The 24,442-nt window shown below is 72.9% G+C and carries 21 protein-coding genes; 12 read left to right on the forward strand and 9 right to left on the reverse strand.

Going from position 1 to position 24,442, the window contains the following annotated elements:
* The first annotated feature begins 54 nt into the window (after positions 1-54).
* Positions 55-1,605, forward strand: a complete 1,551-nt coding sequence (locus OG990_RS31780; protein WP_406078099.1) for a serine/threonine-protein kinase — start codon at positions 55-57, stop codon at positions 1,603-1,605.
* 70 nt (positions 1,606-1,675) lie between these two features.
* Here OG990_RS31780 and OG990_RS31785 read toward each other — a convergent pair whose 3' ends face one another.
* From OG990_RS31785 to OG990_RS31795, 3 genes are all read right to left on the reverse strand, one after another.
* Entirely contained in the window at positions 1,676-2,119 is a 444-nt protein-coding gene (locus OG990_RS31785; RefSeq protein WP_328421035.1) for an HNH endonuclease, read from the reverse strand.
* A gap of 316 nt (positions 2,120-2,435) precedes the next feature.
* Complete coding sequence (locus OG990_RS31790) at positions 2,436-3,974, reverse strand: FAD-dependent oxidoreductase (protein ID WP_406078100.1); 1,539 nt, start codon at positions 3,972-3,974, stop codon at positions 2,436-2,438.
* Positions 3,975-4,022: 48 nt separating this feature from the next.
* Positions 4,023-4,511 (reverse strand): MSMEG_6728 family protein, encoded by a 489-nt coding sequence (locus OG990_RS31795; RefSeq protein ID WP_328421031.1) that lies wholly within the window; start codon positions 4,509-4,511, stop codon positions 4,023-4,025.
* A gap of 93 nt (positions 4,512-4,604) precedes the next feature.
* On the opposite strand from OG990_RS31795, the gene OG990_RS31800 reads away from it, so the two are divergent.
* The 4 genes from OG990_RS31800 to OG990_RS31815 all read left to right on the forward strand — a co-directional run bounded on the left by OG990_RS31800 (position 4,605) and on the right by OG990_RS31815 (position 11,442).
* A complete protein-coding gene (locus OG990_RS31800) occupies positions 4,605-6,617 on the forward strand; it encodes an NAD-binding protein (protein ID WP_406078101.1) in 2,013 nt (670 codons plus the stop codon).
* A 65-nt stretch (positions 6,618-6,682) separates the two neighbouring features.
* Complete coding sequence (locus OG990_RS31805; RefSeq protein ID WP_406078102.1) at positions 6,683-9,562, forward strand: BTAD domain-containing putative transcriptional regulator; 2,880 nt, start codon at positions 6,683-6,685, stop codon at positions 9,560-9,562.
* Between the two features lie 30 nt (positions 9,563-9,592).
* A complete protein-coding gene (locus tag OG990_RS31810; RefSeq protein ID WP_406078103.1) occupies positions 9,593-10,582 on the forward strand; it encodes an ATP-binding cassette domain-containing protein in 990 nt (329 codons plus the stop codon).
* Positions 10,583-10,686: 104 nt separating this feature from the next.
* Positions 10,687-11,442 (forward strand): ABC transporter permease, encoded by a 756-nt coding sequence (locus OG990_RS31815; protein WP_355602021.1) that lies wholly within the window; start codon positions 10,687-10,689, stop codon positions 11,440-11,442.
* Positions 11,443-11,469: 27 nt separating this feature from the next.
* Here the strand turns inward: OG990_RS31815 and OG990_RS31820 are convergent, their stop codons facing one another.
* Together OG990_RS31820 and OG990_RS31825 are read right to left on the reverse strand one after the other, a co-directional pair.
* Positions 11,470-12,708: an APC family permease gene (locus tag OG990_RS31820; RefSeq protein ID WP_406078104.1), complete on the reverse strand. Its 1,239-nt coding sequence runs from the start codon at positions 12,706-12,708 to the stop codon at positions 11,470-11,472.
* A 10-nt stretch (positions 12,709-12,718) separates the two neighbouring features.
* On the reverse strand, positions 12,719-13,456 hold the full coding sequence (locus OG990_RS31825) for a phosphatase PAP2 family protein (protein WP_406081959.1): 738 nt from the start codon (positions 13,454-13,456) through the stop codon (positions 12,719-12,721).
* A gap of 118 nt (positions 13,457-13,574) precedes the next feature.
* On the opposite strand from OG990_RS31825, the gene OG990_RS31830 reads away from it, so the two are divergent.
* The gene (locus tag OG990_RS31830; RefSeq protein ID WP_328421019.1) at positions 13,575-14,798 is read left to right on the forward strand and encodes a DUF4032 domain-containing protein; all 1,224 of its coding nucleotides are present in this window, start codon (positions 13,575-13,577) and stop codon (positions 14,796-14,798) included.
* Positions 14,799-14,852: 54 nt separating this feature from the next.
* On the opposite strand, the gene nagA is transcribed toward OG990_RS31830, so the two are convergent.
* The 3 genes from nagA to OG990_RS31845 all read right to left on the reverse strand — a co-directional run bounded on the left by nagA (position 14,853) and on the right by OG990_RS31845 (position 17,936).
* On the reverse strand, positions 14,853-15,962 hold the full coding sequence (nagA, locus tag OG990_RS31835) for an N-acetylglucosamine-6-phosphate deacetylase (RefSeq protein WP_328421017.1): 1,110 nt from the start codon (positions 15,960-15,962) through the stop codon (positions 14,853-14,855).
* The gene (locus OG990_RS31840; RefSeq protein ID WP_406078105.1) at positions 15,959-16,930 is read right to left on the reverse strand and encodes an ROK family protein; all 972 of its coding nucleotides are present in this window, start codon (positions 16,928-16,930) and stop codon (positions 15,959-15,961) included. Before OG990_RS31840 ends, nagA begins: the two co-directional genes overlap by 4 nt.
* Positions 16,931-17,006: 76 nt before the next feature.
* The gene (locus OG990_RS31845; protein ID WP_328421013.1) at positions 17,007-17,936 is read right to left on the reverse strand and encodes a sugar isomerase; all 930 of its coding nucleotides are present in this window, start codon (positions 17,934-17,936) and stop codon (positions 17,007-17,009) included.
* Positions 17,937-18,136: 200 nt separating this feature from the next.
* Here OG990_RS31845 and OG990_RS31850 point away from each other — a divergent pair, with 200 nt between their 5' ends.
* The 6 genes from OG990_RS31850 to OG990_RS31875 all read left to right on the forward strand — a co-directional run bounded on the left by OG990_RS31850 (position 18,137) and on the right by OG990_RS31875 (position 23,342).
* On the forward strand, positions 18,137-18,922 hold the full coding sequence (locus tag OG990_RS31850) for a DeoR/GlpR family DNA-binding transcription regulator (RefSeq protein ID WP_053654382.1): 786 nt from the start codon (positions 18,137-18,139) through the stop codon (positions 18,920-18,922).
* 120 nt (positions 18,923-19,042) lie between these two features.
* Positions 19,043-20,050: an ATP-binding cassette domain-containing protein gene (locus OG990_RS31855; protein WP_328421009.1), complete on the forward strand. Its 1,008-nt coding sequence runs from the start codon at positions 19,043-19,045 to the stop codon at positions 20,048-20,050.
* Complete coding sequence (locus OG990_RS31860) at positions 20,047-21,063, forward strand: ABC transporter permease subunit (RefSeq protein WP_406078106.1); 1,017 nt, start codon at positions 20,047-20,049, stop codon at positions 21,061-21,063. The genes OG990_RS31855 and OG990_RS31860 overlap by 4 nt, the downstream gene beginning before the upstream one ends.
* Before the next feature lie 106 nt (positions 21,064-21,169).
* Positions 21,170-21,574: a DUF3263 domain-containing protein gene (locus OG990_RS31865; RefSeq protein WP_328421004.1), complete on the forward strand. Its 405-nt coding sequence runs from the start codon at positions 21,170-21,172 to the stop codon at positions 21,572-21,574.
* Positions 21,575-21,794: 220 nt separating this feature from the next.
* The gene (locus tag OG990_RS31870) at positions 21,795-22,691 is read left to right on the forward strand and encodes a hypothetical protein (RefSeq protein ID WP_406078107.1); all 897 of its coding nucleotides are present in this window, start codon (positions 21,795-21,797) and stop codon (positions 22,689-22,691) included.
* A 141-nt stretch (positions 22,692-22,832) separates the two neighbouring features.
* Complete coding sequence (locus OG990_RS31875; RefSeq protein WP_328420994.1) at positions 22,833-23,342, forward strand: GNAT family N-acetyltransferase; 510 nt, start codon at positions 22,833-22,835, stop codon at positions 23,340-23,342.
* A gap of 90 nt (positions 23,343-23,432) precedes the next feature.
* On the opposite strand, the gene OG990_RS31880 is transcribed toward OG990_RS31875, so the two are convergent.
* The gene (locus OG990_RS31880; RefSeq protein WP_406078108.1) at positions 23,433-24,365 is read right to left on the reverse strand and encodes an SMP-30/gluconolactonase/LRE family protein; all 933 of its coding nucleotides are present in this window, start codon (positions 24,363-24,365) and stop codon (positions 23,433-23,435) included.
* Between the last annotated feature and the right edge of the window lie 77 nt (positions 24,366-24,442).

The following is a 24,442-nucleotide window of genomic DNA, read 5'->3' on the forward strand; positions in this document are numbered from 1 at the left end:
AATGATCTCGATCCAGGCTGGCGTACGGCAGGGCCGTACGGCAGGCTGTCCGTCGTGCAGCGTGATCAGTTGCTTGCGGGCCGCTACCGGCTCCTGGAACGCCTCGGCAGTGGCGGCATGTCCGAGGTGCACCGGGCGTACGACGAGGTGCTCGAACGGGACGTGGCGGTGAAGGTGCTCGTCGTCTCGGACACCAATGCCCGGCAACGGATCCGGGCCGAGGCCAAGGCGGCGGCCCGGCTGTCGCATCCGCACGTCACCAGCGTCTTCGACTACGGCCAGTCGCCGCTCGATGGTGCCGAGGTTCCGTTCGTGGTGATGGAGCTGCTCGGCGGCCACACCCTCGAACAGCAGCTGGCCACCGGGCCGTTGCCGCCCCGCGCCGGCCTGCGGATCTGCGCCGAGGTGGCGGCCGCGCTCGCGGCCGCGCACGCACGGGGGCTGGTGCACCGGGACGTCAAACCGGGCAACGTGATGCTCACCCCCACCGGCGCCAAGGTGCTCGACTTCGGCATCGCGGCGGTCGTCGGGGATCCGGAGATCGACTTCGAGGGGCGGCTGCTCGGCACGCCGGCCTACCTCGCCCCGGAGCGGTTGGAAGCCGGCGAGGTGCTGCCGGCCTGCGACGTCTACGCGCTCGGCCTGCTCCTGCACCGGGTGCTGACCGGCCGGCTGCCCTGGCGTACCGAGGCGCGGGCCGGGATGCTGCGCGCACACGCGTACGTCGAGCCGGACCCGCTGCCCGCGATCGACGGGGTGCCGCCACAGATCCACCGGCTCTACCGCTGGTGTCTGGCCCGCGACCCCGATGACCGGCCGCCGGCCGCCGAGGTGGCCCGCATCCTGCTCACCGTCGGCGAACCGGTCGCCGCCGTGGGCAGATCGACGGCGACTGGTGGTGAAGAGGTCGCCGCCGTGGGCGCATCGAGTTCCGGGCTGCCGTCCGGCGGGATGGCGGACGCCCGCGCTGAGCCAGCCGAGACGGTGGGCGGTGCGGTCGCCGGAACGACCGTTGCCGCCCGGAGGGTGTCCTGGCGTCGGCGGCGGGCGGTGTTGGCGGTCGGTGGTGCGGTGGTGGCCGTGGTGGCGATGGGCGGGTCGCTCGGCGACCCGGTCACACGACGACCGGAAGCGGGCGAGCCGCGCACCGGCATCGGATCGGGCGGCACCACGACGGTCGGGCTGCCGCGTATCGCCGACCCGGCTGACGCGGCCGTCCCCCGACCGCCCGCCGCCCCGCCGGCCAGCGCCGGACCTGACCCGTCGACCGGTCCAGGCAGTACACGGGCGGTCGCCAGCACCTCCGTACCGAGACCGCCCACCAGCACCTCCGGGCCGATCCCGACTGGAGCCGCGTCCACACCCAGCCCCGGGCCGGGCGTGCCGGTGGAGGCCCTCGGTGGGACGGTCACGGTTCGCTGCCTCGGGGCGGCGGCCGAGGTCCTGGCGGTGACGTCCGCACCCGGCTACCGGGCGGCGGCGTACGACCCGGGCCCGGCGAAGCGGATCCAGGTCGAGCTGACCTCCGCCGAGCACCGCAGCGAGATCCGGGTGCACTGCGCCAACGGCCGCCCGAAGCCGCAGGTCAAGGAGCGCGCCGGCTGACCGGGGGCCGGCGGGTGCCGCGCCGGGGGCGTACCCCCGACACGGCCCCCCGTTCCCGCCGGCCGGTCCGTCACCGCCCCGCCAGGGCTGCCCAGCCCGGGTTCACCGGCTCCCGGCGCAGCGGCATGCCCGCCTCCGCCGGCGTCCGGTCGCCCTTGCGCTGGTTGCAGCCGTAGCAGGCGGCGGTGGTGTTTCGCCAGGTGTTCCGGCCGCCGCGCGAGCGGGGCAGGATGTGGTCGATGGTCGACGCCGCGCCACCGCAGTACGCGCAGCAGCGGTCGTCGCGGCGCAGCACACCGGCCCGGGACCAGGCCGGCCCGGAGCTGAACCGCCACCGGGTGACCACGTAGCGGACGAGTCGCACCACCCGGGGCATCGGGAAGACCCCGATCACCTGGTCCGGCTCGGCCTCGTGGATCTCGGCCACCCGACGGCAGAGCATCCGGACGGCGTGCTGAACGGTGACCCGGTGCAGCGGGCCGAGGTCGGCGTTGATGACGAGGACGGCGTCCACCGGGATCTCCCTCCAGGGCAGTGACGGACGATGGCTCCGGACAGCGAAAAGCCGCCCGGTCCGGCTGTGGGACGGGCGGCTCGGCGCGTACGGGTACGCGTCAGCCGGGCCGGCCCGCCCGGGGACCTTCCGCTCGGCAACCGTCGCCGGGCAGCACGGATGGCACGCTGGTGACGTGCGACATCGTCATGATCTGCTCCCGCGGCGGTGTTGACCTTGCGCGATCACGGTAGGTCGGCACGGGTCAGACGGGCAACGTATTTCGATCGGCCGTCCGGCTCTGCCCCGGCGGGCAGTGCGGCATATGACCGCCTTGTCAGGTTGCCGTGCCTCTCCTGGTCAGCAGCCCCCGTGGCCGGATCGAGTGCACCGGCTCGGCGACGCCACCCTCGGCACGCAGGATGTGGTTCGCGGCGATGATGCCGGTGGCCGCGGAGCGTTCCATAAGGGCGCTCGGGAAGTCCGTGGCGACTCCGTCCCCGGCGAGATAGAGGCCGTTCGCATCGGTGCGTACCCCCGGTCGCCAGGCGTGGCTGCCCAGGCTGAACGCCGGCGCCTGCGCCTCCACCCGGGCTCGCAGCTCGCGGATCCGCAGGCCGGCGGCCTCCGGCCAGAGCGCCACCAGCTCGCGGCGCATCCGCTCGGCCAGCTCCTCGGCCGGCACCCCCGGCTCGCAGGCGTACGCGTGCAACTCGATGACCGACCCGCCGGTCTGCCGCGCCCAGCGTCGCGACTCGTTCTCCAGCCGGTGGTAGAGCGTCACCGAGTCCAATGTGGGCTGCCGGGACACCCCGCTGAACACCGCGCGCTCGGCGGCCACGTCCCCGTCGCACCAGTACCGCGCCACCGCGTACGGCGGGCCGGGCGTGCCGAACGCGGGCATCCGCGCCACCAGCTCCGGTGCCTGCTCGACCAGGTCGGGGGAGGCCCCGACCAGCGCGGCGAGCGCCGGCGGGTCGACGGCCAGCACGATGTGCCCCGCCGGGTGGCTGCCGCCGTCGGCGGTCGACACCCGCCAGCCGTCGGCTTCACGGTGCACCCCGGTCGCGGCGGCCCGGGTGAGCACCCGGCCGCCGTGCTTCTCCACGTGCCGGGTCAGCGGCCCCCAGATCGCCGTGCCGTAGTCCTCGTCCGGGCAGTCGAAGGCCAGCCCCTCCGGGTTGCCCAGCAGGTAGAAGTGGAACTGGGCGACCATCTCGGCGGCCGACATCTCCGACTCGTGGTTGAAGAACGAGTGCGAGAAGACCTCGAACAGCATGGCCCGGGCGCGGTCCGGCAGTCGCAGCGACGCCAGCAGCTCGTCGGCGGTGGTGTCGTCCAGCTCGGCGTAGGTGCGTACCGGGTCGTAGCTGAGCAGCGGCAGCGCGGCGTCCCGGTCCATCAGTCGCAGGTCGGCCAGGCGCAGGCTGGGGCTGCGTAGCAGCAGCGCGAGCAGGTTCGCCGGCGGTGCGGGCGGCAGCTTGCCGAACTCCTCGGTCGGCCACTGCTCACTGAGGATCGGGTAGCCCGGGATCGGCTTGAGGAAGCCCAGGTCGGGGTCGACCCTGCGGAGGATGGACCGCCAGTTGTAGTACTGCCGGAAGAACGCGTGGAAACCGTGCTCGTTCTGCTGGCTGCCGTCGGCGAGCGCCTCCGGCCAGGCGCCCAACCGGCCGCCCAGGGTGGGTGCCGCCTCCAGCACCGTCACCGTCACACCGCGCTCCGCCAGCACCACCGCCGCCGACATGCCGGCGATGCCGCCACCCACCACCACCGCCGTGACCGGTCCCGGCACGCGGTCGGCGCCACCGCCGCCCGGGTCCACCTGGTGCTGGCGTACGCCGATGAGCCGTCCCACCATTTGCGACAGCGCCATGAGCACCTTCCCGACCTGACGGAGCCTCCAGTCTGCCGCACAAAACGGTCAGTCGCGCGGTAGGCAGCGGCGGCTCCGGTCGGAGGCGGGCCAGACGTACTCCAGGTCCGCCGGCACGCCGTCGCCGAAGATCGGGCGGTAGTGCGCGGGGTCCTTGCGCAGCAGTGACGAGCGGTGACTCAGGTGGAATTCGTCGCGGCCCAGCCAGGGAGGAAGTTCAGCGGCCTCGGCCAGCTCGGTCTGGGTACGCACGACGCCGGCTCCGCAGGCGGCGGCGAGGTCGACGGTCATCGTGGTGGCGCAGGTGTCGGCCCGCCCCGGCTCGGTCCAGACCGCGCACATGTCCAGCCCGTAGCGGGTGAGTGCCTCCTCGTACCCGGCCCACATCTTCACCGCCGGGTGGTTGCGCCAGCCGTACCCGGGCCGGGTGAGCCCACGCAGCACCTGGATGGCCTCCACCCGCTGCTTGCCCAGCCGCCTCTGGTCCAGCGTGCGGGCGCTGGCCAGAAAGTCCGGGTACGGGAGGAACGTCTGCATGCCGCTGCTCTACCCGCCGCCCCGGCCGACATGCCTGGGCGGGATGATCCGGACGGGGTCGCCCACCGTGGTGGTGCTGACTACGATCCGGGCATGGCGGAGCCGTGGCGGGACCGGGCGCGACGGGCGGTCGAGTGGAACTGGCGACTGCGGTCCGCCGGGGACCCCCGACCGCACTACGTGATCTGCGGGCGCGACGCGCTCGCCTACTACGTGGCCCGGGCGATGCTCGAATCCGAGTTGCCGGCCGGCGGGGCCCGGGTGACCGTGGTGGTGCCGGAGCGTTACCGCACCAACGGGCCGGACGTGGCCGGGCTGCGCGGGGTCCGGGTGGTCCGTTCAGACCGACTGGACGTGGCGACCTTCGAGGCCGCCGGGCTGGCCGGGGCTACCGGGCTGGCCCTGCTGCACCAGGACGACGTCGGCAACCTGCACGCCGCGCTCTGCGCCCAGGCCGTCGACCAGCGGGTCCGTCAGGTGCTGCGGATGTTCAACGGCACCCTCGCCGGTGGTGTGCGCAAGCTGCTCAAGGCGCCGGTCGAGGTGCTCTCCGACGCCGAGATGGCCGCACCGGCGTTCGTGGCCGCCGCGCTCGGCGAGGTCGACCCGAGCTCGTTCCAGCACCGGGACAAGACGCTGCGGGTGGCTCGCCGTGCCGACGTCCGGCCGCAGGATGTGGTCTGCGCGTTGGCCGACATCAGCGAGGAGCAGGGGGTGGAGCTGCTGCCGGCCGAGCAGGCCGACGCCGACCTGGTGCTCGCCGAGGCGACCGGGCAGCCGCCGGGCACCGAGGTCGCCGCCCGCCGGCTGGTCCGGGCGCGCAGGCGGCGCCGTCCGATGGCGGTGCTGCTGCGCGCGGTACGCGGCTTCGCCACCCGCAAGATCGGCATCGCGGTGATGCTGGTGCTCGCGGTGATCGCGCTGCTCGGCACGTTGATCTCCCGGGCCGAGGGCGTCTCCCCGGCCGAGGCGCTCTACCTGACGCTGGTCACCACCCTCAGCGGCGCCGACCCGGACACCGAAAAGGCGGCCGACGCGCAGATCATGCAGGTGGTGCTCAACCTGGCCGGGCTCGCGCTGATTCCGTTGATCACCGCGGTCGTGGTGGACGGCATCGTCAACGCGCGGCTGGCCCTGCACACCGGCCGGCTGCAGCCCGCCCGGGTCGGTCACTTCGTGGTGGTCGGCCTCGGCAACGTCGGCACCCGGGTGATGGCCCAGCTCCGCGAGTACGACGTCGAGGTGGTGGCGATCGACAAGGACCCGGAGCCGCGTGGCGCCGCCCTGGCCCGCCAGTTGGAGGTGCCGCTGATCGTCGGGGACGCCGCACTGCCGGAGACCCTGGCCGCCGCGTCGGTGGCGGACTGTCAGGCGCTGGTGGTGGCGTCCACCGACGACGTGGCCAACCTGGAGGCAGCGTTGGCGGCCCGGGATCTCCGCGACGACCTGCGGGTGGTGCTGCGGCTCTTCGACGGTGACTTCGCCGAACGGGTGGAGGAGACCTTCGCCCTCGGGGTGTCCCGCTCGGTCTCCTACCTGGCCGCTCCGGCCTTCATCGGGGCACTCACCGAACGCGCGGTGATCACCACCATTCCGGTCGACCGGCATGCGCTGCCGGTCGCCGAGGTGCCGGTCGCCCCCGGCTCCGAGTTGGACGGCCGGCCGCTCGACGTGGTCAACCGGGACGGGCAGGTCCGGTTGATCGCCCGGACCCCAGCCGGCGGCGCCAAGACCATCTGGTGGAGGGACCTCGACCCCCGACAGGTGATCTTCGCGGGCGACCGGCTCACCGTGGTCGCCCGCCGACGCGGGCTGGACTGGCTGACCAGGCAGTGCGCCCCGCCCGCCCGCACCGGCCCGGTTCCCCGACCGGCCGGGCCCGTCCTCGGCGGGGTGCCGACCCCACTGGCGGCACCCAGGTCGGCGCCGGGGCCGGCGGATTGGGAGGTCGCCGCCTCCGCCCCCGGCGCGGCCCATCCCATGCCTACTCCGGTGTCACCCCCGGTCGGGGCGGCGCCGTCGGTCAACGGTGGACCGCCGGACGCGTCCGCCCCGGACGACGGCGGGCTGACCCGCCAACCCGATGGGGCCGGCGAGCCGAGCTGACCGGGTTCGCACGATGGCCTTGCCGGATAGCAGGGACGGGCTGGTCGTGAGTGACAATCGGGGTCATGCAATTCCGCATCCTGGGTCCGACCCAGGTGCTGTTGGCCGACGGGCGCGAGATCCCCGTGGGCGGTCCGCGGTTGCGCGCTCTGCTGGCGCTGCTTCTGCTCGACGCGGGCCGGATGGTGTCCGCCGAGCGGCTGATCGACGGCCTGTACGGCGAGCACCCGCCCCGTGGCGCGGCCAACGCACTCCAGTCCCAGGTCTCGCGGCTGCGCCAGGCCCTGCCCGCCGAGCACAACCCGGTCGAGTTCCACCCGGCTGGTTATCGCCTCGCCATTGATCCCGGCGATGTCGACGCGTACCGGTTCGAGCGGCTCGCCGAGGCGGGAAGCCGCGCGCTCGCCAGCGGCGACTGGTCCCGCGCGGTGGCCGTGTTACGCGAGGCGCTGGAGCTGTGGCGTGGTCCCGCCCTGGCCGACGTCATCGACCTGGCGGGCGCACCCGCGCAAGCGGCCCGGCTGGACGAGCTGCGGCTGGCCGCCATCGAAGATCGTATCGAGGCGGAGCTGGCGCTGGGCGCGCATGCCGCGCTGGTCGCGGAGCTGCGGGAGCTGGTCGTCGCGCATCCGTTGCGGGAGCGGTCGCGGGGCCAGCTCATGCGCGCCCTGTCCGCACTGGGCCGGCCGGCCGAGGCGCTGGCCGAGTTCGAGGACGCCCGGCGAACTCTGGCCGAGCAGCTCGGCGTCGACCCGTCGGCGGCGCTGGCCGCGATTCACCTGGCTGTGCTGCGCGGTGAGGCGCACCCGGCCGTGCGCGGGACGAGCGAACCGGCACTGCCGAGCCAGCTCACCACGTTCGTCGGGCGGGAGGATGAGCTCAAGCGCGTTGGGGAGTTGCTCGGCGAGCGAAGGCTGGTCACCGTCACCGGCCCCGGGGGAGCGGGCAAGACGCGGTTGGCGATCGAGGCGGCAGGCCGCCTCGACAGTGAGGTCCGCTTCGTTGAGCTGGCTGGGCTGGCACATGGTTCGGACGTACCGCAGGCGGTGCTGAGCGCGCTCGGCCTGCGCGACGCGGGCCTGCGCGCCCCGGTCGAACCGAACCGGCAGGCAACCGACCGGCTGGTCGAGGCGCTCGCCGAGCGGCGGCTGCTCCTCGTGCTCGACAACTGCGAGCACGTCATCGCCGACGCGGCCCGGTTGGCCGCGCGGTTGCTGAGCGCGTGCCCGACGCTGTCTGTCCTGGCCACGAGTCGCGAACCGCTCGGGCTGGCCGGTGAGGCGTTGTGCCCGTTGTCCGGGCTGACCCTGCCGCCGCCCGACGTGTCGGTGCTGGACGCCGACGACTACGCTGCGGTCATCCTGTTCGCCCAGCGGGCCGCTGACGTCGCGCCCGACTTCGCCGTCACGTCGGCCAACGTCGAGATGGTGCTGCGGATCTGCCGTACCCTCGACGGCCTGCCGCTGGCGATCGAGCTGGCCGCCGCGCGGCTGCGGGCGCTGCCCGTCGCGGAGGTGGCCGCTCGTCTCGACGATCGGTTCCGGCTGCTGTCGATGGGCAACCGGGCCGCGTCGCCGCGACACCGCACGCTCCGGGCCGTGGTCGAATGGAGTTGGGACCTGCTCGACGACGCCGAACGGAGGCTGGCCCGACGGCTGACTGTCTTCGCAGGCGGTGCCACATTGGAGGCGGCCGGGAGGGTTTCCGGCCTGCCCACCGCCGAGTTCGTCGACGCGTTGACCGGTCTGGCCGACAAGTCCTTCGTCGAGTTGACCGGTGGTCGCTACCGGATGCTCGAGACGGTGCGCGCCTTCTGCGCCGAGCGTCTCGCCGAAGCCGGCGAGGCCGACCAGCTACGCCGCGCGCACGCCACGTATTTCGTGGAGTTCGCCTGGACCGCCAGTGACCACCTGAGGCGAGCTGAACAGTTGCAGTGGCTGCGACGGCTCGACGCCGAGCGGGACAACCTGCATGCGGCGTTGCGTCGTGCCACCGCGGCCGGTGACGCGTCCGAGGCGGCCGGGCTGGTCGCGGCCCTGTCGTTCTACTGGTGGCTGCGCGGCATGCGCGGGGAAGGTGCCCGGCTGGCCGCCGGCGTCCTCGACCTGCTCGGCGCCGAGGCGCCGCCCGGGCTGGGCGAGGAGTTCGCCCTCTGCGTCTTCAACGCCTCGCTCGGTGGTTCCGGCCATCTGCCGTCCGGATCGCAGCAGTCCATGATCCGAAGCCTCGGCCGGCCGCCTCGACAACCTTTTCTGCTGTATTTGTCGGGGATCTCCACCGGGCCACCGTCCGGCGGTGCCGAGGACGTCGAAGACCTCATGCGGGAGCTGCGGCGGCTGGTCGGCCCGGACGTGTGGATCAACGCGCTCGGCGCGATGGGAACCGGCTCCGCGCAGATGTGGCGTGGTCAGTGGGACCAGGCCAGGACCGCACTGGTCACCGCGCTTGACGGCTTCCGGAGCACCGGGGACCGGTGGGGGGCCATGATCACGCTCGGCGCGCTCGGTGAACTCGCCGCCTGGCGGGATGATCCGGAGACGGCCAGCGCACACATGGACGAGGCCCTGGGGTTGGCCGAGAGCCTCGGATCGGCCGTCGATCAGGCCGACATGCTGCGTACCCGGGGCGAGCTGAGGCTGCGCGCCGGTGACCTCGCCGCGGCGTGGGACGACTTCGCCGCTGCGCTGCTCCTCGCGCAGCGCAGCGGCGCGCCGGAGTTCGTATCCAGCGCTCGGCTCGGCCTCGCCCAGGTCGCACGGCTGCGCGGAGATCTCGGCGAGGCGAGGCGGCTCTGCGAAGAGGCGTTGGTCGGCGGGCTCACCGGCTGGTACGTCGGCGAAGCCACCCGCTCCGAGATCATCCTCGTCCTCGACCAGATCGCCGAGGCGGAGAAAGCCGGGGCACCGGAGGCGCCTGGTGCGCCGCCGTCAGCCGACGGTGCGTGAGCCGTCAGCGCCCGACCGCACCGTGGGGGCATGACGACATTCGACGTGGTCGCCGAAGGGCTGGGCAAGCGGTACGGCCCGACCCACGCGCTCGACACGTTTGACCTGACCGTACCGACCGGCGCGGTGCACGGACTGCTGGGACCGAACGGCGCCGGGAAGACGACGGCCGTACGGATCCTTGCCACGCTGCTGCACTTCGACGCCGGCAGGGCCACTGTGGCCGGATTCGACGTGCGGCGTCAGCCGGACGAGGTGCGTGCCCGGATCGGGCTGACCGGGCAGTACGCCGCCGTCGACGAGACCCTCAGCGGCCGGCAGAACCTGGAGCTGTTCGGCCGGCTGTTCCGGCTCGGCCGACGGGCGGCCCGCCAACGAGCCGACGAACTGCTGGAACGGTTCGGGCTCGACGAGGCGGCGAGTCGGTCCGCCGGTGAGTATTCGGGTGGGATGCGCCGCCGGCTGGACCTCGCCGCCAGCCTGATCCGCACGCCGCGCGTTCTCTTCCTCGACGAGCCGACGACCGGCCTGGACCCGCGCAGCCGCAACCAGGTGTGGGAACTCGTCCGGACCCTGGTCGCGGACGGGACCACGGTGCTGCTCACCACGCAGTACCTGGAGGAGGCCGACCAACTCGCCAACCGGATCTCGGTGATCGACGCCGGTCGGGTGGTGGCCGAGGGCTCACCGGACGAGCTGAAGTCGATGACCGGCGGTGACCGGGTCGAGGTGGTGGTGCGCGACGTGGCCGACCTGACCCAGGCTGCCCGCATCGTGACCCGGATCTGCGGCGCGGAGCCCGAGCGCGATCCGGAGATCCGGCGACTCAGCGCGCCGGTGACCGACCGGGTCACCGGGCTGGTCGACGTGGTGCGGGCGTTGGACGACGCGGGGATCGCGGTCGAGGACATCGGCCTGCGCCGCGCGACGCTGGACGAGGCGTTCCTGCACCTGACCGGGCACCGCCCCGACGAAGCCCGCGTGCCCGTCGGCGCCGGAGGAAAGGTGGACGCGGCATGACCACTGCGATCCGATCGGTCGAAACGGCGGCCACCACGGTCCCGCCGGTGCCCGCGCGTACGCCGCTGGCGCGGTTGGGTGCCGCGATCGCCGACGGCTGGACAATGACCAGGCGCAACATGATCCACGTGATCCGTGCGCCGGAGGAGCTGATCCTCTACTTCTCGCTGCCGATCATGTTTGTGCTTGTCTTCGGCTACGTGTTCGGCAGCGGCATGCAGGTGCCGGGCGGCGGCAACTATCGCGAGTTCCTGCTGCCCGGGGTCTTCGTGATGACGATGCTGTACGGGCTTGGCGCCACCGCGACCGGCGTGGCGCTCGACCTCAGTCGGGGTGTCGTGGACCGGTTCCGGTCGATGCCGATGGCGCGTTCCGCCCTCATGACCGGCCGCAGTGCCGCCGATCTGCTCCGCGCCCTGCTGGAGATGGCCACCCTGCTGGTCTGTGGCCTGCTCGTCGGGTGGCAGTGGCGAGAGGGCGTGGGCCGGGCGTTGCTCGCCGTCGGGCTCCTCCTACTGCTGCGGGTCTCGATCACCTGGATCGGCATCTACCTGGCGTTGCTGGTCCGCAATCCGGACACGGTCGGCGTGATCGTCTTCCCGGCGGCGTTCCCGCTCACCGCGATCTCCAACGTGTTCGTGTCGCCCGAGCTCATGCCGCCGTGGATCGGCGCGATCTCGGAGTGGAACCCGCTGTCGGCCACCGTCGCGGCGATCCGCCAACTGTTCGGCAATCCGGGCCTGGGTGGCGACTCCTGGCCGGCAGAGAACGCGATGCTGTTGGCGGTGGTGTGGCCGGTGCTGCTGATCGCGACGTTCGCTCCGCTGGCAGTGCGCCGCTACCAGAGGCTGAGTCGCTGACCCCTGGTCGCCGGTGGCCTCCTCGGGTCAGCGGCGACCAGGCCGTAGCGCGTACCAGGCGGCGCCGACGGCGAGCACTCCGAAGCCGGCGAGGACGTTGCTCAGCGGCAGGTTGACCGCGAGCACCAGGCAGCCGACCAGGCCCAGGCCGGCGAGCACCTGAACCGGCAGCTTCCGCCCCGGCTCCCGGCCCAGCGTCAGCGCTGCCGCGTTGGTGATCGCGTAGTAGACGAGCACGGTGCAGCTGGAGAAGCCGATCGCGTCCCGCACGTCGCCGAGCAGCACCACCAGGATCACCACGGCGGCCACGGCCAGCTCGGCCCGGTGCGGCACCTGGCGTACGGGGTGTACGGCGGCCAGCGCGCCGGGCAGGTCGCGGCGGCGGGCCATCGCCAGTGTGGTCCGGCCGACCCCGGCGACCAGGGACAGCAGCACCCCGATGACGGCGATGGTGGCCCCGGCGCGGACCACCCAGGCCAGGCCGGGTAGCCCGGCGGCGGTCACCACGTCGACCAGGGGCGCGGCGGAGTCGGCCAGCCGGTCGGGGCCGAGCACGCCGATCGTGACCACGGCCAGCACCAGGTAGATCGCGAGCACCACGCCGAGCGCCAGCGGCACCGCCCGGGGGATGGTCCGCTGCGGATCACGGACCTCCTCGCCGAGCGTGGCGATCCGGGCGTACCCGGCGAAGGCGAAGAACAGCAGCCCGGCGGCGGTGAGCACGCCCCGGCCGGAGCCACCGGGATCGCCGAGCCGGTCCAGCGCCAGGTCGCCACCGGCGACGCCGACGACCGCGACCAGGGCCAGCACCGCGAGTACCACCGCGACCAGGGCCTTGGTCGCGGTTGCCGTCTTGCCGATGCCGCGCAGGTTCACCGTGGTGACCGCGAGGACCGCGCTGACCGCGACCAGCCGGGCCTGACCCGGCCACAGGTAGGCCCCGATGGTCAGCGCCATCGCCGCGCAGCTCGCCGTCTTGCCGACGACGAATCCCCAACCGGCCACGAAGCCGGCCAGCGGCCCGAGGCGCTCCCGTCCGTAGACGTAGGTCCCGCCGGACTCCGGATAGCGGGCCGCCAGTCGGGCCGAACTGGTCGCGTTGCAGAAGGCGATGAAGCCGGCAAGCACCAGGGCGGGCAGCAGGCCGGCGCCGCCGGCCGCCGCCGCGGCCGGGCCGAAGACCACGAAGACGCCCGCGCCGAGCATCGAGCCCAACCCGATGACCACCGCATCGGGTACGTCGAGCCGTCGCGCCAGGTGATTCACCCGCCGCACCCTAGGGGTACGAGGTGAACGGCCGGTCCCACTGGCGTAGCCGGCTGGGCAGCGGCAGGTTGTCCCACGGTGCCCGGTGCAGCAGCCGGTCCAGGATCAGCCCGAGCAGCAGCCCGGCCACTGAGTCGGTCAGCCAGTGCCAGCCCAGGTAGGTGGTGGTGGTGAGCACCACCAGGGGCGGCACCACGCGGATCACGATGACCAGCCGGGCCGGCAGTTGCCGGCCGAAGCTGCGCGCCAGCGGGACGAGCAGCAGCGCGATGACGCCGTACCAGACGATCGCGTTGGCGACGTGCCCCGACGGGTAGGACTGGGCGAACCGGACCGGCAGGTCGTCGTGGAACAGCGGCAGGGTCTGCTCGGGTGGCAGGTAGGGCTCCTTGACGCTCGCGCTCGGCGCCGCCCGGGCGGTCCACACCTTGAGCGGGCCGATGGTCAGATAGGTCAGCACGAACGCGACCACCGGCGGCAGGACCGGTCGCAGCGACCGGAGCCGGACGGCCAGCAGCACACCCAGCCCGGCGGCGATCAAGGTCAGCGGGGTGCCCTGGCCGAGCAGGTTCAGCACCCGGGCCGCCCAGTACGCGACCGCCGGCCGATGCCCGTCGGCCCAGTCGGCGACCGCCCGGTCCAGCCCGAAGAACTGGTCCGCGGCGAGCGCCACGGTCAGCCCGACCAGCCCCAGCAGCAGCAGGGCATCGAACCACCAGCCGGCCGGCCGGACCGGCCGTAGCCCCAGGTGACGTCGTACCGCTGTGGTCTCCCGCACGCGACCACGCTACCGGCACCGGGCGAGGCCGCCGTCCCGCGCTGTGTGCCCAGCCACGATGAGAGGCGGATGTGGGGGGAGACCAGTCATGCTTGTGCCCGTGCGGATCACGTCTGCCCTCGTGGACCCGGCGCTGCTCGACCTGCCCTGGTCGACACCGCTGGAGGAGTGGCCTGCCCAGCACCTGGTGGCCCTGCCGCAGGGCATCTCCCGACACATCGTCCGGTTCGTCCGGCTGGGTGAGTACGTCTACGCGTTCAAGGAGACTCGCGAGCGGATCGCCGAACGGGAGTACGACCTGCTCCGGGCCCTGGAGCGGATCGACTTCCCGTCGGTCGAGGCCGTGGCGGTGGTCGCCGACCGGCAGACCGAGGACGGGGAACCCCTCGAATCGGTGCTGATCACCCGGCACCTGCAGTTCTCACTGCCCTACCGGGCGCTCTTCTCACACACCCTGCGGCCGGAGACGATGAGCCGGCTGCTCGACGCGCTCGCCGCGTTGATCGTGCGGATGCACCTGACCGGTTTCTTCTGGGGCGACTGCTCGCTGTCCAACACGCTGTTCCGGCGGGATGCCGGCGCCTTCGCGGCGTACCTGGTGGACGCGGAGACGGGCGCGCTGCACAACTCACTCTCCAACGGCCAGCGCGGCGAGGATCTGGAGATCGCCCGGGTCAACATCTTTGGCGAGGCACTGGACCTGCAGGCCGCTGGTCTGCTGCACGAGTCCATCGACCCGGAGCTGGTCTGCGAGGAGGTCGTGCAGCGCTACGAGCGGCTCTGGCACGAGATCACCTACGAGCAGGCGGTCGAGCGGGAGGCCCGGCACGACATCGAGGGCCGGATCCGCCGCCTCAACGACCTGGGCTTCGACGTGGCCGAGGTGGCCATGTCGACCATTGACAACGGGCGTTACCTGGTCCGGCCGAAGGTGGTCGACGCCGGCTACCACACCCGGCGGCTGCTGCGACTCACCGGGTTGGACGCCGAGGAGAACCAGGCGCGCAAGCTGCTCAACGATCTGGACGCCTACCGGGCGGAGAGCGATCTGAACGACGAGCAGCAGGCGGCGCACCGCTGGCTCACCGAGGTCTTCGAGCCGGTGGTCCGGGCGGTGCCCGCGCACCTGCGCCGCAAGCTGGAGCCGCAGGAGCTGTTCGCGCAGATCATCGAGCACAAGTGGCTGCTCTCCGAGCGGGCCGGCCGGGACGTCGGGATGCGTCACGCGGTCCAGTCGTACCTGGCCGACGTGCTGGTGCATCGCCCCGACGAGCAGGCCGTGCTCGGCGTCGAGGTCTCCACCCTCGGCTGACCCGAGCCTGGGGCTTCGGATTCGCCGGTGCCGCCAGGCCGGGCAGAGCGCCCGTCACTCCACCCAGGAGCCGCCGCGCAGCACCCGGACCACGTTCAGGTCCTCGTCGAGCACCACCAGGTCGGCGCGGAGGCCGACCTGAAGGGAGCCCACCCGGTCGCCCAGGCCGATGGCGCGGGCCGGGGTGGTGGCCACCATCCGGGTCGCGTCGGCGATCGGGATCCCGGCCTCCACGGCGTGCCGCAGCGCCGCGTCCATGGTCAGGGTGCTGCCGGCGATCGCTCCGTCGCGGGCCAGCCGGGCCACCCCGTCGGCCACGGTGACGACCTGACCGCCCAGCTCGTACTCGCCGTCGGGCATACCGGCGGCGGCCATCGCGTCGGTGATCAGCGCGGCCCGGTCCGGGCCGGCGGTCGTGGTGGCGAAGGTCAGCATGCCGTCGTGCAGGTGCACCCCGTCGGCGACCAGCTCGCAGACCACGGTGGGTGCGTCGAGCAGGGCCACCACCGGGCCGGGCTCGCGGTGGTGCACCGGCCGCATGCCGTTGAACAGGTGGGTGCCGACGCTGGCGCCGGCGGCGATCGCGGCGCGGGTCTGCTCGTAGGTGGCGTCGGTGTGGCCCACCGCGGCCACCACCCGGTGGGCGGTGAGCAGCTTGATCGCCTCCAGCGCGCCGTCCCGCTCAGGGGCGAGGGTGACCATCCGGATCCCGCCCCCACCCAGCTCGATCAACTCGGCCAGCTCGTCGGTGGAGGGGTCGCGGAGGTACTCCGGGTTCTGCGCCCCACAGCGGACGGCGGAGAGGTAGGGCCCCTCGAAGTGGATGCCCGCCAGCACGCCCGCGTCGACCAGCGGTGCGAACGCCTCGGTGGCCGCGCGCATCAGCGGGAAGGGTGCGCTGACCAGGCTGGCCAGCAGAGTGGTGGTGCCGTGGCCCAGATGGAACGCCGCCGCGGACCGGGCCTGGTCGGCGTCCCCGGTGGTGAAGGTGTGCCCGCCACCGCCGTGGGTGTGCATGTCGACGAAGCCGGGCAGGATCCAGTGCCCGTCGCGGACCGACGGGTATTCGGCCACCGCGGTGATCCGGTCGCCGTCCCACTCGACGCAGCCCTGCCGGATGACACCGGTCGGGGTCACCACTCGGCCGTTCACCCGCACGGTCATCGCTTCTCCTGATGGTCACGGACGCCGGCGGCGTCCAGGGCGAGCAGAGCGGCGCCGAGGCAGCCGGCCTCGTCGCCGAGGGCTGCCGCGACCAGCCGCGGCTCCCGGTGGAAGGTCATTCGTTCGTGCAGCGCCGTCCGCAGCGGGTCGAGCAGCCGGTGCCCGGCCTGCGCCAGGCCACCGCCGAGCACGATCGTCGACACGTCGAACAGCGCCTGCCCGGAGGCCAGGCCGTCGGCCAGCGCCTCGACCGCCTCCTGCCAGACCCGGCCCGCGAGCGGCTCGCCGGCTGCGGCCCGCTCGGCCACCTCGGCCGCCGTGACCGGCTCGGCGGGCGTCCCGCCGGCCAGTTCCGCGTAGCGGCGGCCGATCGCGGAGGCGGAGGCGACCGCCTCCAGACAGCCGGGCCGACCGCAGCCGCAGCGCGGGCCGTCGGGACGTACCAGGATGTGGCCGATCTCCCCGGCAGCGCCGTGAGCGCCGACGGCGGCCGTGCCGTCGACCACGTGCGCGGCGGCGATGCCGGTGCCGATCGCCACGAAGAGCACGTGGCCGGTGCCGCGGCCGGCGCCGAGCCGGGCCTCGGCGAGGCCACCGGCCCGCACGTCGTGGCCGAGCGCCGTGGGCAGGCCGAGCCGCGCCACCGCCAGGTCCCGCAGCGGTACGTCCCGGAAGCCCACGTTCGCCGACCAGACCGCGACCCCGCGCGCCTCGTCCACCACCCCGGGCACGGCGATGCCGAGCGCGACCGGGGTGAGCCCGTCGGCGCGGGCCTTGCCGGCCAGCCCCTCGGCAACGTCCAGGATGGTGCCGACCACGGCGGCCGGGCCGCGCGCGGCGTCGGTGGAGTGCCGTTCGGTGTGTACCGCGACGCCGTCCGGTCGGACCAGGGCGCACTTCATGCCGGTGCCGCCGACGTCCAGCGCGACGACCACCCGGTCGGTGCCCACGGCGTGGCCGTCGCTCACGTCGGCACTCCGCTGCGCCCCGTGCCGACGCTCCGCGCCACGCTGCTGTGCCTGATGGTTCGCTCGCTGCGCTCGCTCACGCCAGCACCACCGATCGGGTCAGGTGACGGGGCGCGTCCGGGTCGAGACCCCGGCTGGTCGCCAGGGCCACCGCGAAGCGCTGGGCGAGGATCAGGTCGGCCATCGGGTCGACCGGGGTCCGGCCGGCGGCCCAACTGCCCAGCACCGTGCGGCACCCGTGCGTGCGACTGTGTACGAAGGCCGCGCCGGTGGCGGCCACGTCCTCGGGCAGCCCGTCGGGCAGTTCGCCGAACGCCCAGACCAGCCGGCCGGGCGCGGCGATCGAGATGGGTCCGTGCCGGTAGTCCATCGCCGGGTACGCCTCGGCCCAGAAGGTGGCCGCCTCGCGGCACTTCAGCGCGGCCTCCTGGGCCAGCCCGACCGTCCACCCCCGACCGAGGAAGGTGACCTGCCCGATGGTGGCCGGATCGATCGGCAGCGGGGCGCGCACGGCCACCTCGGCGTCGGCGGCGAGGGCGGTCACCGGGTCGCCGAGGTTGGCCCGGAGCAGGGCCAGCGCGGTGGTCGCGAAGCGGGTCTGCACCACCGATCGCTCGTCGGCGAAGGGCATGGTCACCGCGGCGTTGGCCAGGTCGACCGCCGGGGACGCCGGGTCGCCGACGATGACGGTGCTGGGCACCAGCCCGCGCAGCGCGGCCAGCAGCTCCAGCACCTCGGTGGTGGTGCCGGAACGGGTGATCGCGATCAGCCGGTCGTAGCGGCGGCCGACGGGGAACTCGGATGCCTGGAACGCGTCGGTCTCGCCCTGGCCGGCCTGCTCGCGGCGGGCCGCGTACGCCATCGCCATGAACCACGACGTGCCGCAGCCGACGACGGCGACCCGCTCGCCGGGGCGCGGCAAATCACCACGCACGACGCCGGCCAGGTCGGCCGCCTCCCGCCAGCAGTCGGGTTGGCTCGCGATCTCCGCGTCCACGTATGCCATGGGAAACTCCTCGCAGGGCCGGCCGGTGCGCAATACAGCTCGTTACACCCGTATTTCGCGCGTCATTCTGCGCGAAACTGGGTGGCCGTGGCAACCGACCAGCCGATCGCGCAGGCCGGTCTTTTGCGCAAGCCTAGTTTCGCGCACTAGTGTGCACGCAATCAATCACCGTTCGTGCAGTCAGTGGGAGGACCCCCGCGGTGGACCGGTACGCCAGATGGAACGCCCTGCTCGAGATGCTGACCGACAACGGCCGGGTCAGCGTCGAGGCGGCCGCTGAGCGGCTGGACGTCTCCCAGGCCACCATTCGCCGTGACTTCGACCAGCTTGCCCAGCAGCAGATGATCACCAGGACCCGGGGTGGTGCGGTGGCCAACGGGGTCTCATACGACCTGCCGCTGCGCTACAAGACCGCCAAGCACTCGGCGGAGAAGCAGCGGATCGGTGCCGCCGCCGCGGCGCTCGTCACGCCCGGCACCGTGGTCGGCCTGAACGGCGGCACCACCAGCACCGAGGTGGCCCGGGCACTGGCCGTCCGGCCGGATCTGAACACCAGCGCCGAGGGTGCCCAGCTCACCGTGGTGACCAACGCGCTGAACATCGCCAACGAACTGCTGGTCCGGTCGCGGATGAAGGTCGTGGTGGCCGGCGGGGTGGTGCGTCCCAAGTCGTTCGAGCTGGTCGGCCCGCTGGGCGGGGCGCTGCTGCGTGAGGTCACCCTGGACGTCGCGCTGCTCGGTGTGGACGCGATCGATCCGCAGCTCGGCGCCGCCGCCCACCACGAGGGGGAGGCGGCGATGAACAACCTGATGGTGGCCCGCGCCAAGCGGGTGGTGATCATCGCGGACTCGTCCAAGTTGGGGGGTCACGCCTTCGCCCGGATCTGCCCGGTCGAGCGGGTGGAGACGCTGGTGACCGACTCCGGTGCCGCCCCAGAGGTGGTGGACGCGTTCCGCGCCGCCGGCGTGCAGGTCGTCTGCGCCTGACCGGTCACTCTCCGTCTATCAATTACCTCCTTCGGCGCGCCGATGCATACCGCGTATTGCGCACCGCTGCATACCGCGTATGGTGTCGGCTGTCACGCCCATCATCGGGGGAGGTGCAGCTTGCCAGCTGTCCTGGAGATCGAAGGTCTACGTAAGACGTACAAGAGTCGTCGACGCGGCACCCGCAACGCGCTCGACGGTTTCGACATGCGGGTCGACGCGGGGCAGGTGCACGGCTTCCTGGGTCCCAACGGGTCCGGCAAGACCACCACGCTGCGTACGCTGCTCGGCCTGATCCGACCCGACGGCGGCCGGATGGCGCTGCTCGGGCACGAGGTGCCCGACGCGCTGCCCACCGTCGCCGGTCGTGTCGGCGCCATCGTGGAAAGCCCGCAGTTCTTCCCGCACTTCTCGGCGCGGGACACGCTGTCTCTGCTGGCCGGGGCCGGCGAGGTGCCGGTCACCCGGGTCGACGAGGTGCTGGAGCTCGTCGGGCTGCGCGACCGGGCCGGCGAGCGGGTCAAGACGTACTCGCTGGGCATGAAGCAGCGGCTCGCCGTCGCCTCCGCCCTACTGAAGAACCCGAATCTGCTCATCCTCGACGAGCCGGCCAACGGCCTCGACCCGGGCGGCATCCGGGAGATGCGCACGTTGATGCGGACGCTCGCCGAATCCGGGATGACCGTGGTGCTGTCCAGCCACATCCTCGGCGAGATCCAGCTGATCTGCGACTCGGTCACCATCATCTCGCTGGGCCGGCGGGTCGCCTTCGGCCCGGTCGACGAGGTGCTCGCCCAGCACTCGTCCGGTGCCGTCCTGGTCCGGCTGGAGGCGGTCAGCGACCTGCCGGCGGCCACCGACGCGCTCACCCGGGCCGGGATCCGGGTCACCGGCCACCCGGACCACCTGATGCTGGCCGGCGTCGACAAGCCGGCCACGGTGACCCGGCTGCTCGCCGAGCACAACCTCTACGTCAGCGAGCTGGCCCCGGTCGCCGTGGACCTGGAGAGCGTCTTCCTCGAACTGACCGCCACCGCGCCGGTACCCGGACAGAACCGGCAGGTCGACGAGTCCACGAAGGTCGGTGGGACGGGTCAGCCCGCCACCGGAGGAGGGTGGGGCGCGTGAGCCTCTATCGTACGGAGCTGCGCCGGCTGGCCAAGCGGCGTTTCACCCGCTACATGTCGCTGCTCGGCCTGCTGGTGCTGGCCGCAGTGGTGATCGGGGTGTTCTTCACGAACCAGAAGATCGGCACCGATCAGCTGGCCCAGGCCGAGCGCCAGGCCGAGCAGAGCTACCAGGAGCAGGTGCGCTGGAGCGAGCAGGAGCGCGTCAACTGCGAGCAGGCCAAGACCGCCGGCACGCCGAACGACGGCCGCTACCCCGACGACTGCTCGGTGATCACGCCGCCGCCCCGCGACCAGATCCAGGCGGACTGGTTCCTGCCCTCCACGTTCAACTTCCGTGAGACGTTCCCCGAGACGCTGATCCCGTTCGCGGCGATCCTCGCCCTGGTCGGGTTCGTGGTCGGCGCGTCCTTCGTCGGCGCCGAGTGGAGCACCGGCGGCATGATGAACCTGCTGCTCTGGCGGCCGAAGCGACTCACCGTGCTGCTCACCAAACTGGCCGCGCTGCTCACCGGCATTCTGGCGGTGACGCTGCCCGCCGCAGTGCTCTGGTTCGCCGGGTTCTGGGCGGTCGCCGCGTTCCGGGGTAGCACCGAGAAGATGACCTCCGGGGCCTGGCAGTCGTTCGCCCTCACCGGGCTGCGCGGCGTCGTGCTGGTACTGGTGCTCACCACCATCGGCTTCGCGCTGGCCTCGCTGGGCCGGCACACCGCGATGGCTCTCGGCGGCGTGGTGGCGGTGATGGTGGTCGGCCAGTTCGGCCTGGGCATCCTGCTGGAGATGGCCAATGTGCGGTGGACCGAGGCATGGCTGCTGCCCACGTACGTGCTGGCCTGGATGACGAAGACGGTCACCCTGCAGGACTGGGACTCCTGTAACGCCACCTACTACGGCGAGTGCAAGCCGGAGACCCTGGACATCACCTGGCAGCAGTCCTCGGTGCTGCTCTCCGTCGGGGTGGTGGTGATCCTCGGCGCGGCCCTCTGGGCGATCCGTCGGCGCGACATCTCCTGACCGGTGCGGCGCGGCGCGGCCGGCCCGGCCGTCGGGGTTCCCGGCGGTGCGGGGCCGGCCGCGCCGGCTGCTGCGACCCGGGTCGACCCTGGTTAGGCTGAGTGCCATGCCCGCCGACGCCACCCCCGCCGCCCCCGAGCCGTCCACCGACGCTCGTCCGGGCCACGTGGCGGCTGGTGGCGGGCCGATCGTCCCGACACCCCGGCCGGCGCCGGCCGACGAGAACACCGACGACCTCGCGCCGGATGCCAGGGACGATGCCGAACCCACCGCGTCGGCGGCGGGGTTGACCGAGCGGGAACGGGCCATCCTCGCCTTCGAGCAGCAGTGGTGGCGGCACGCTGGCGCCAAGGAGCAGTCCGTCCGGGACACCTTCGGGGTCTCCTCGACCCGGTACTACCAACTCCTCAACGCGCTGCTCGACAACCCGGCGGCACTCGTCGCCGACCCCGTGCTGATCGGCCGGCTCCGTCGACTCCGCTCGTCGCGCGCCCGCAACCGCCGCCGCTGACCGCCGACGGCGCCCGATCTCGGCGGATGGCGAAGAACCTTGCGCCAGTGGTGAATGATGCCCACTTGAGAACCGCGTCCCCGCTGCCCGGTCCGCCACGGCCGGCGAAAGCATGGCGCCAGGTGCGACGGGTAGGCGGGACGGGTACTGGGTCGCTGGCAGGGGCTCCGGGCCGACAGGGGGAGGGGCTATGGCGGGTACCAACCCCAGGGGCAGTCGCATGCGGCCGCCGACGATCTCCGGCAGCGGTGACCCGGGCGGCGGGGCGGGATCGGCGCCGGTGATGCGGGTTCGTTCCGCGTCCGCGCCGGCCCCCGGCCGTCCGGTGAACGAGGACCTGGTCTTCCGGTTCGGCCCGCTGGTCGGCGTCCTGGACGGCGCCACCGTGCCGGAGGGCTTCGACACCGGCTGTGTGCACGGGCCGGAGTGGTACGTCCGGCACCTGGCCGCCCGGCTCGGCGTGGCCGAGGCGGCGCGCCCGTCGGCCAGGCTGACCAGCAACCTGGCCGCGGCCATTCTCGCCGTTCGCGCCGACCACGGCGGGCAGTGCGATCTCGACCATCCCGGCACACCGTCCAGCACCGTCTGCCTGCTGCGTGACTGTGGCGACCAGGTGGACTACCTGGTGCTCTGCGACAGCCCGCTGGTGCTCGACGCCGGCGGCCAGGTCAGCGTGGTGACCGACGATCGGCTGGAGGCGGCGATGGCCGAGCTGCGCCGAACCGTTGCCACCGTGCCGGCCGGCGCCGCCGACCCGGTCACCCGGTTTCGCCAGGCCGTGGGCGTCCAGCGGGAGCGGATGAACCGCACACACGGCTACTGGGTGGCGGCGGCCGACCCGGACGCGGCCTTCCACGCGGTGACCGGGACGTTGCCCCGGCGAGGCCCGGCGGCGGTGCGCCGGGCGGCGCTGCTCAGCGACGGCGCGTCCAGCGCGGTCGAGCAGTTCGGGCTGACCGACTGGGCCGGGCTGCTGGACATGTTGAGCGCCGACGGCCCGGGCGCGTTGCTCGATCGGGTTCGGGACGCCGAGCGCGACCACCCCGACCGGCTGCGCCGGCACAAGCCGACCGACGACGCCTCGGTGGTGTTCTGCGAGTTCGGGCCGGCGGCCTGACCGATCTGCCGCACGACCGGGTGGCGACAGAGCGTGAGGTGGAACACCCCGGCCGCCCGACCGGCTGGTACCGGTAGCCGGACCGCCAGTGGATGCCCAATGGGGTGGACTTCGGCCGGTGAGGGCGGCAGACTGCGGCACGTGGCGGGTGCGGTCCGGTTGGAGCCGGTGGACGAGCGGAACCTGGAGCCGTTGCTCTCCGTAGCGGCTGCCGAGGCCGAGCCGGGTGACGTGATGCCTCCGGTCGAGGCTCCCGCGGGCTGGTCGCTCGCCCGCCGGGAGGCGTTCCGGGATTTCCACCGGGCGAGCTTCGGCGGCCTGGACGGCCCGACCCGCTCGCAGATGTACGCGATCCTCGTCGGTGGCGAGGTGATGGGCATGGTGCGGATGACGCGCTGTGACGAGCCCGGCACGGTGGAGACCGGGATGTGGCTGGGTCGCTCCGCACGCGGGCAGGGGATCGGTGCCACCGCCCTGCGCGAGTTGCTGAACGCCGCCGCCCGAGCGGGCATGCGCGCCGTGGTGGCCGAGACGACCCCGGACAATGTCGGCGCCGTCGCCGTGCTGAAGAAGTGCGGTGCGAAACTGCACGAGGATGGCGGCAAGGTACGCGCCGAAATCTGCCTCGATTCGACGCCGCCGGCGCTCTGAGACACCTCGCCCCGTCCGACCGGGTCGGCGGATTCCGCTGGTGCGCGCGTCGGTCGGCGGCGACCACGGGGTCGCCGCCGACCGCACGGATCAGGCCGGCACCCGGACGATGTCGTAGTCGGTGTCCGGCGTGGATTCCACGTCGAAGCGGCCGTTCACCACGTACAGCGCCGAACCGAGCAGGTCACCGGTGGCCGGCGACCGCAGCTCCGGACCGGTGATCTCCCGCTGCACCACTCCGGCCGTGTACTTGGCGTTCATCCGGACCACCGCGATGACGTTGGTCAGGTTCCGGATCACGTAGAGGGTGTGCCCGCGCAGCACCAGGCCGTCGGCCCGCTCCACCGAGTAGCCACCGAGGTCGACGAGGCGGCTGCCACCGGTGCGGGGGTCGATGCGTACCAGCCGGCCGGGCAGCATCTGCGCGACCAGCAGATCGCCGTCCGGCAGCGCCACGATCCCGTTGTGGTACGCGTCCGGCGTCGCGGCCGGACCGGTGAGCGGGAGCACCCGGAAGTTGCTGGCGGCCGGCAGGCGACCGCCCGGGCCCAGCGGCACCACGTACAGCACCTGTCGGGCCGAGTCGGTGAAGTAGACGGCTCGCTTGGTGATCACCAGGTCGTTGACGAAGCTGCCCGGCTCGTCGGTGAACTGGTAGTGGGCCAGTTGGGCGCCGGTGCCCGCGTCGTACACGGTGGCGCCGCCGCCGGAGAAGTCGGCGGTCCACAGCCGGCCCTGCTGGTCGAGCTTGAGGCCGGCCTTGTCCTTGCCCGGCACCCCCGGGATCAGCACCGAGCCGCGCCCTGTGCGTAAGTCACCCCGCCAGATCGCACCGTCCAAAATGGACCCTACATACACGGTGGTGCCCCGACCGATCGTCAGGCCCTCCGGGGTGAACCCGTCGGGTAGGGCGATCCGGGCCGGAAACGGCTTCGCCGGATGAGCGGTCGCCGGTGAGCCGACCGTGACCAGGGTCGCGGCCGCCACCAGGGGAACGACCAGAAGAGAGAACAGCTTGCGCAAGGAACACCGCCTGACGTCGTCGTGGAATTTTCCACTGAGGAATGTGACGTCCTAGGAACACCCTGGGCGGCTCGAAA

The sequence above is a fragment of the Micromonospora sp. NBC_00858 genome, assembly GCF_045207365.1.
GTDB lineage: Bacteria > Actinomycetota > Actinomycetes > Mycobacteriales > Micromonosporaceae > Micromonospora.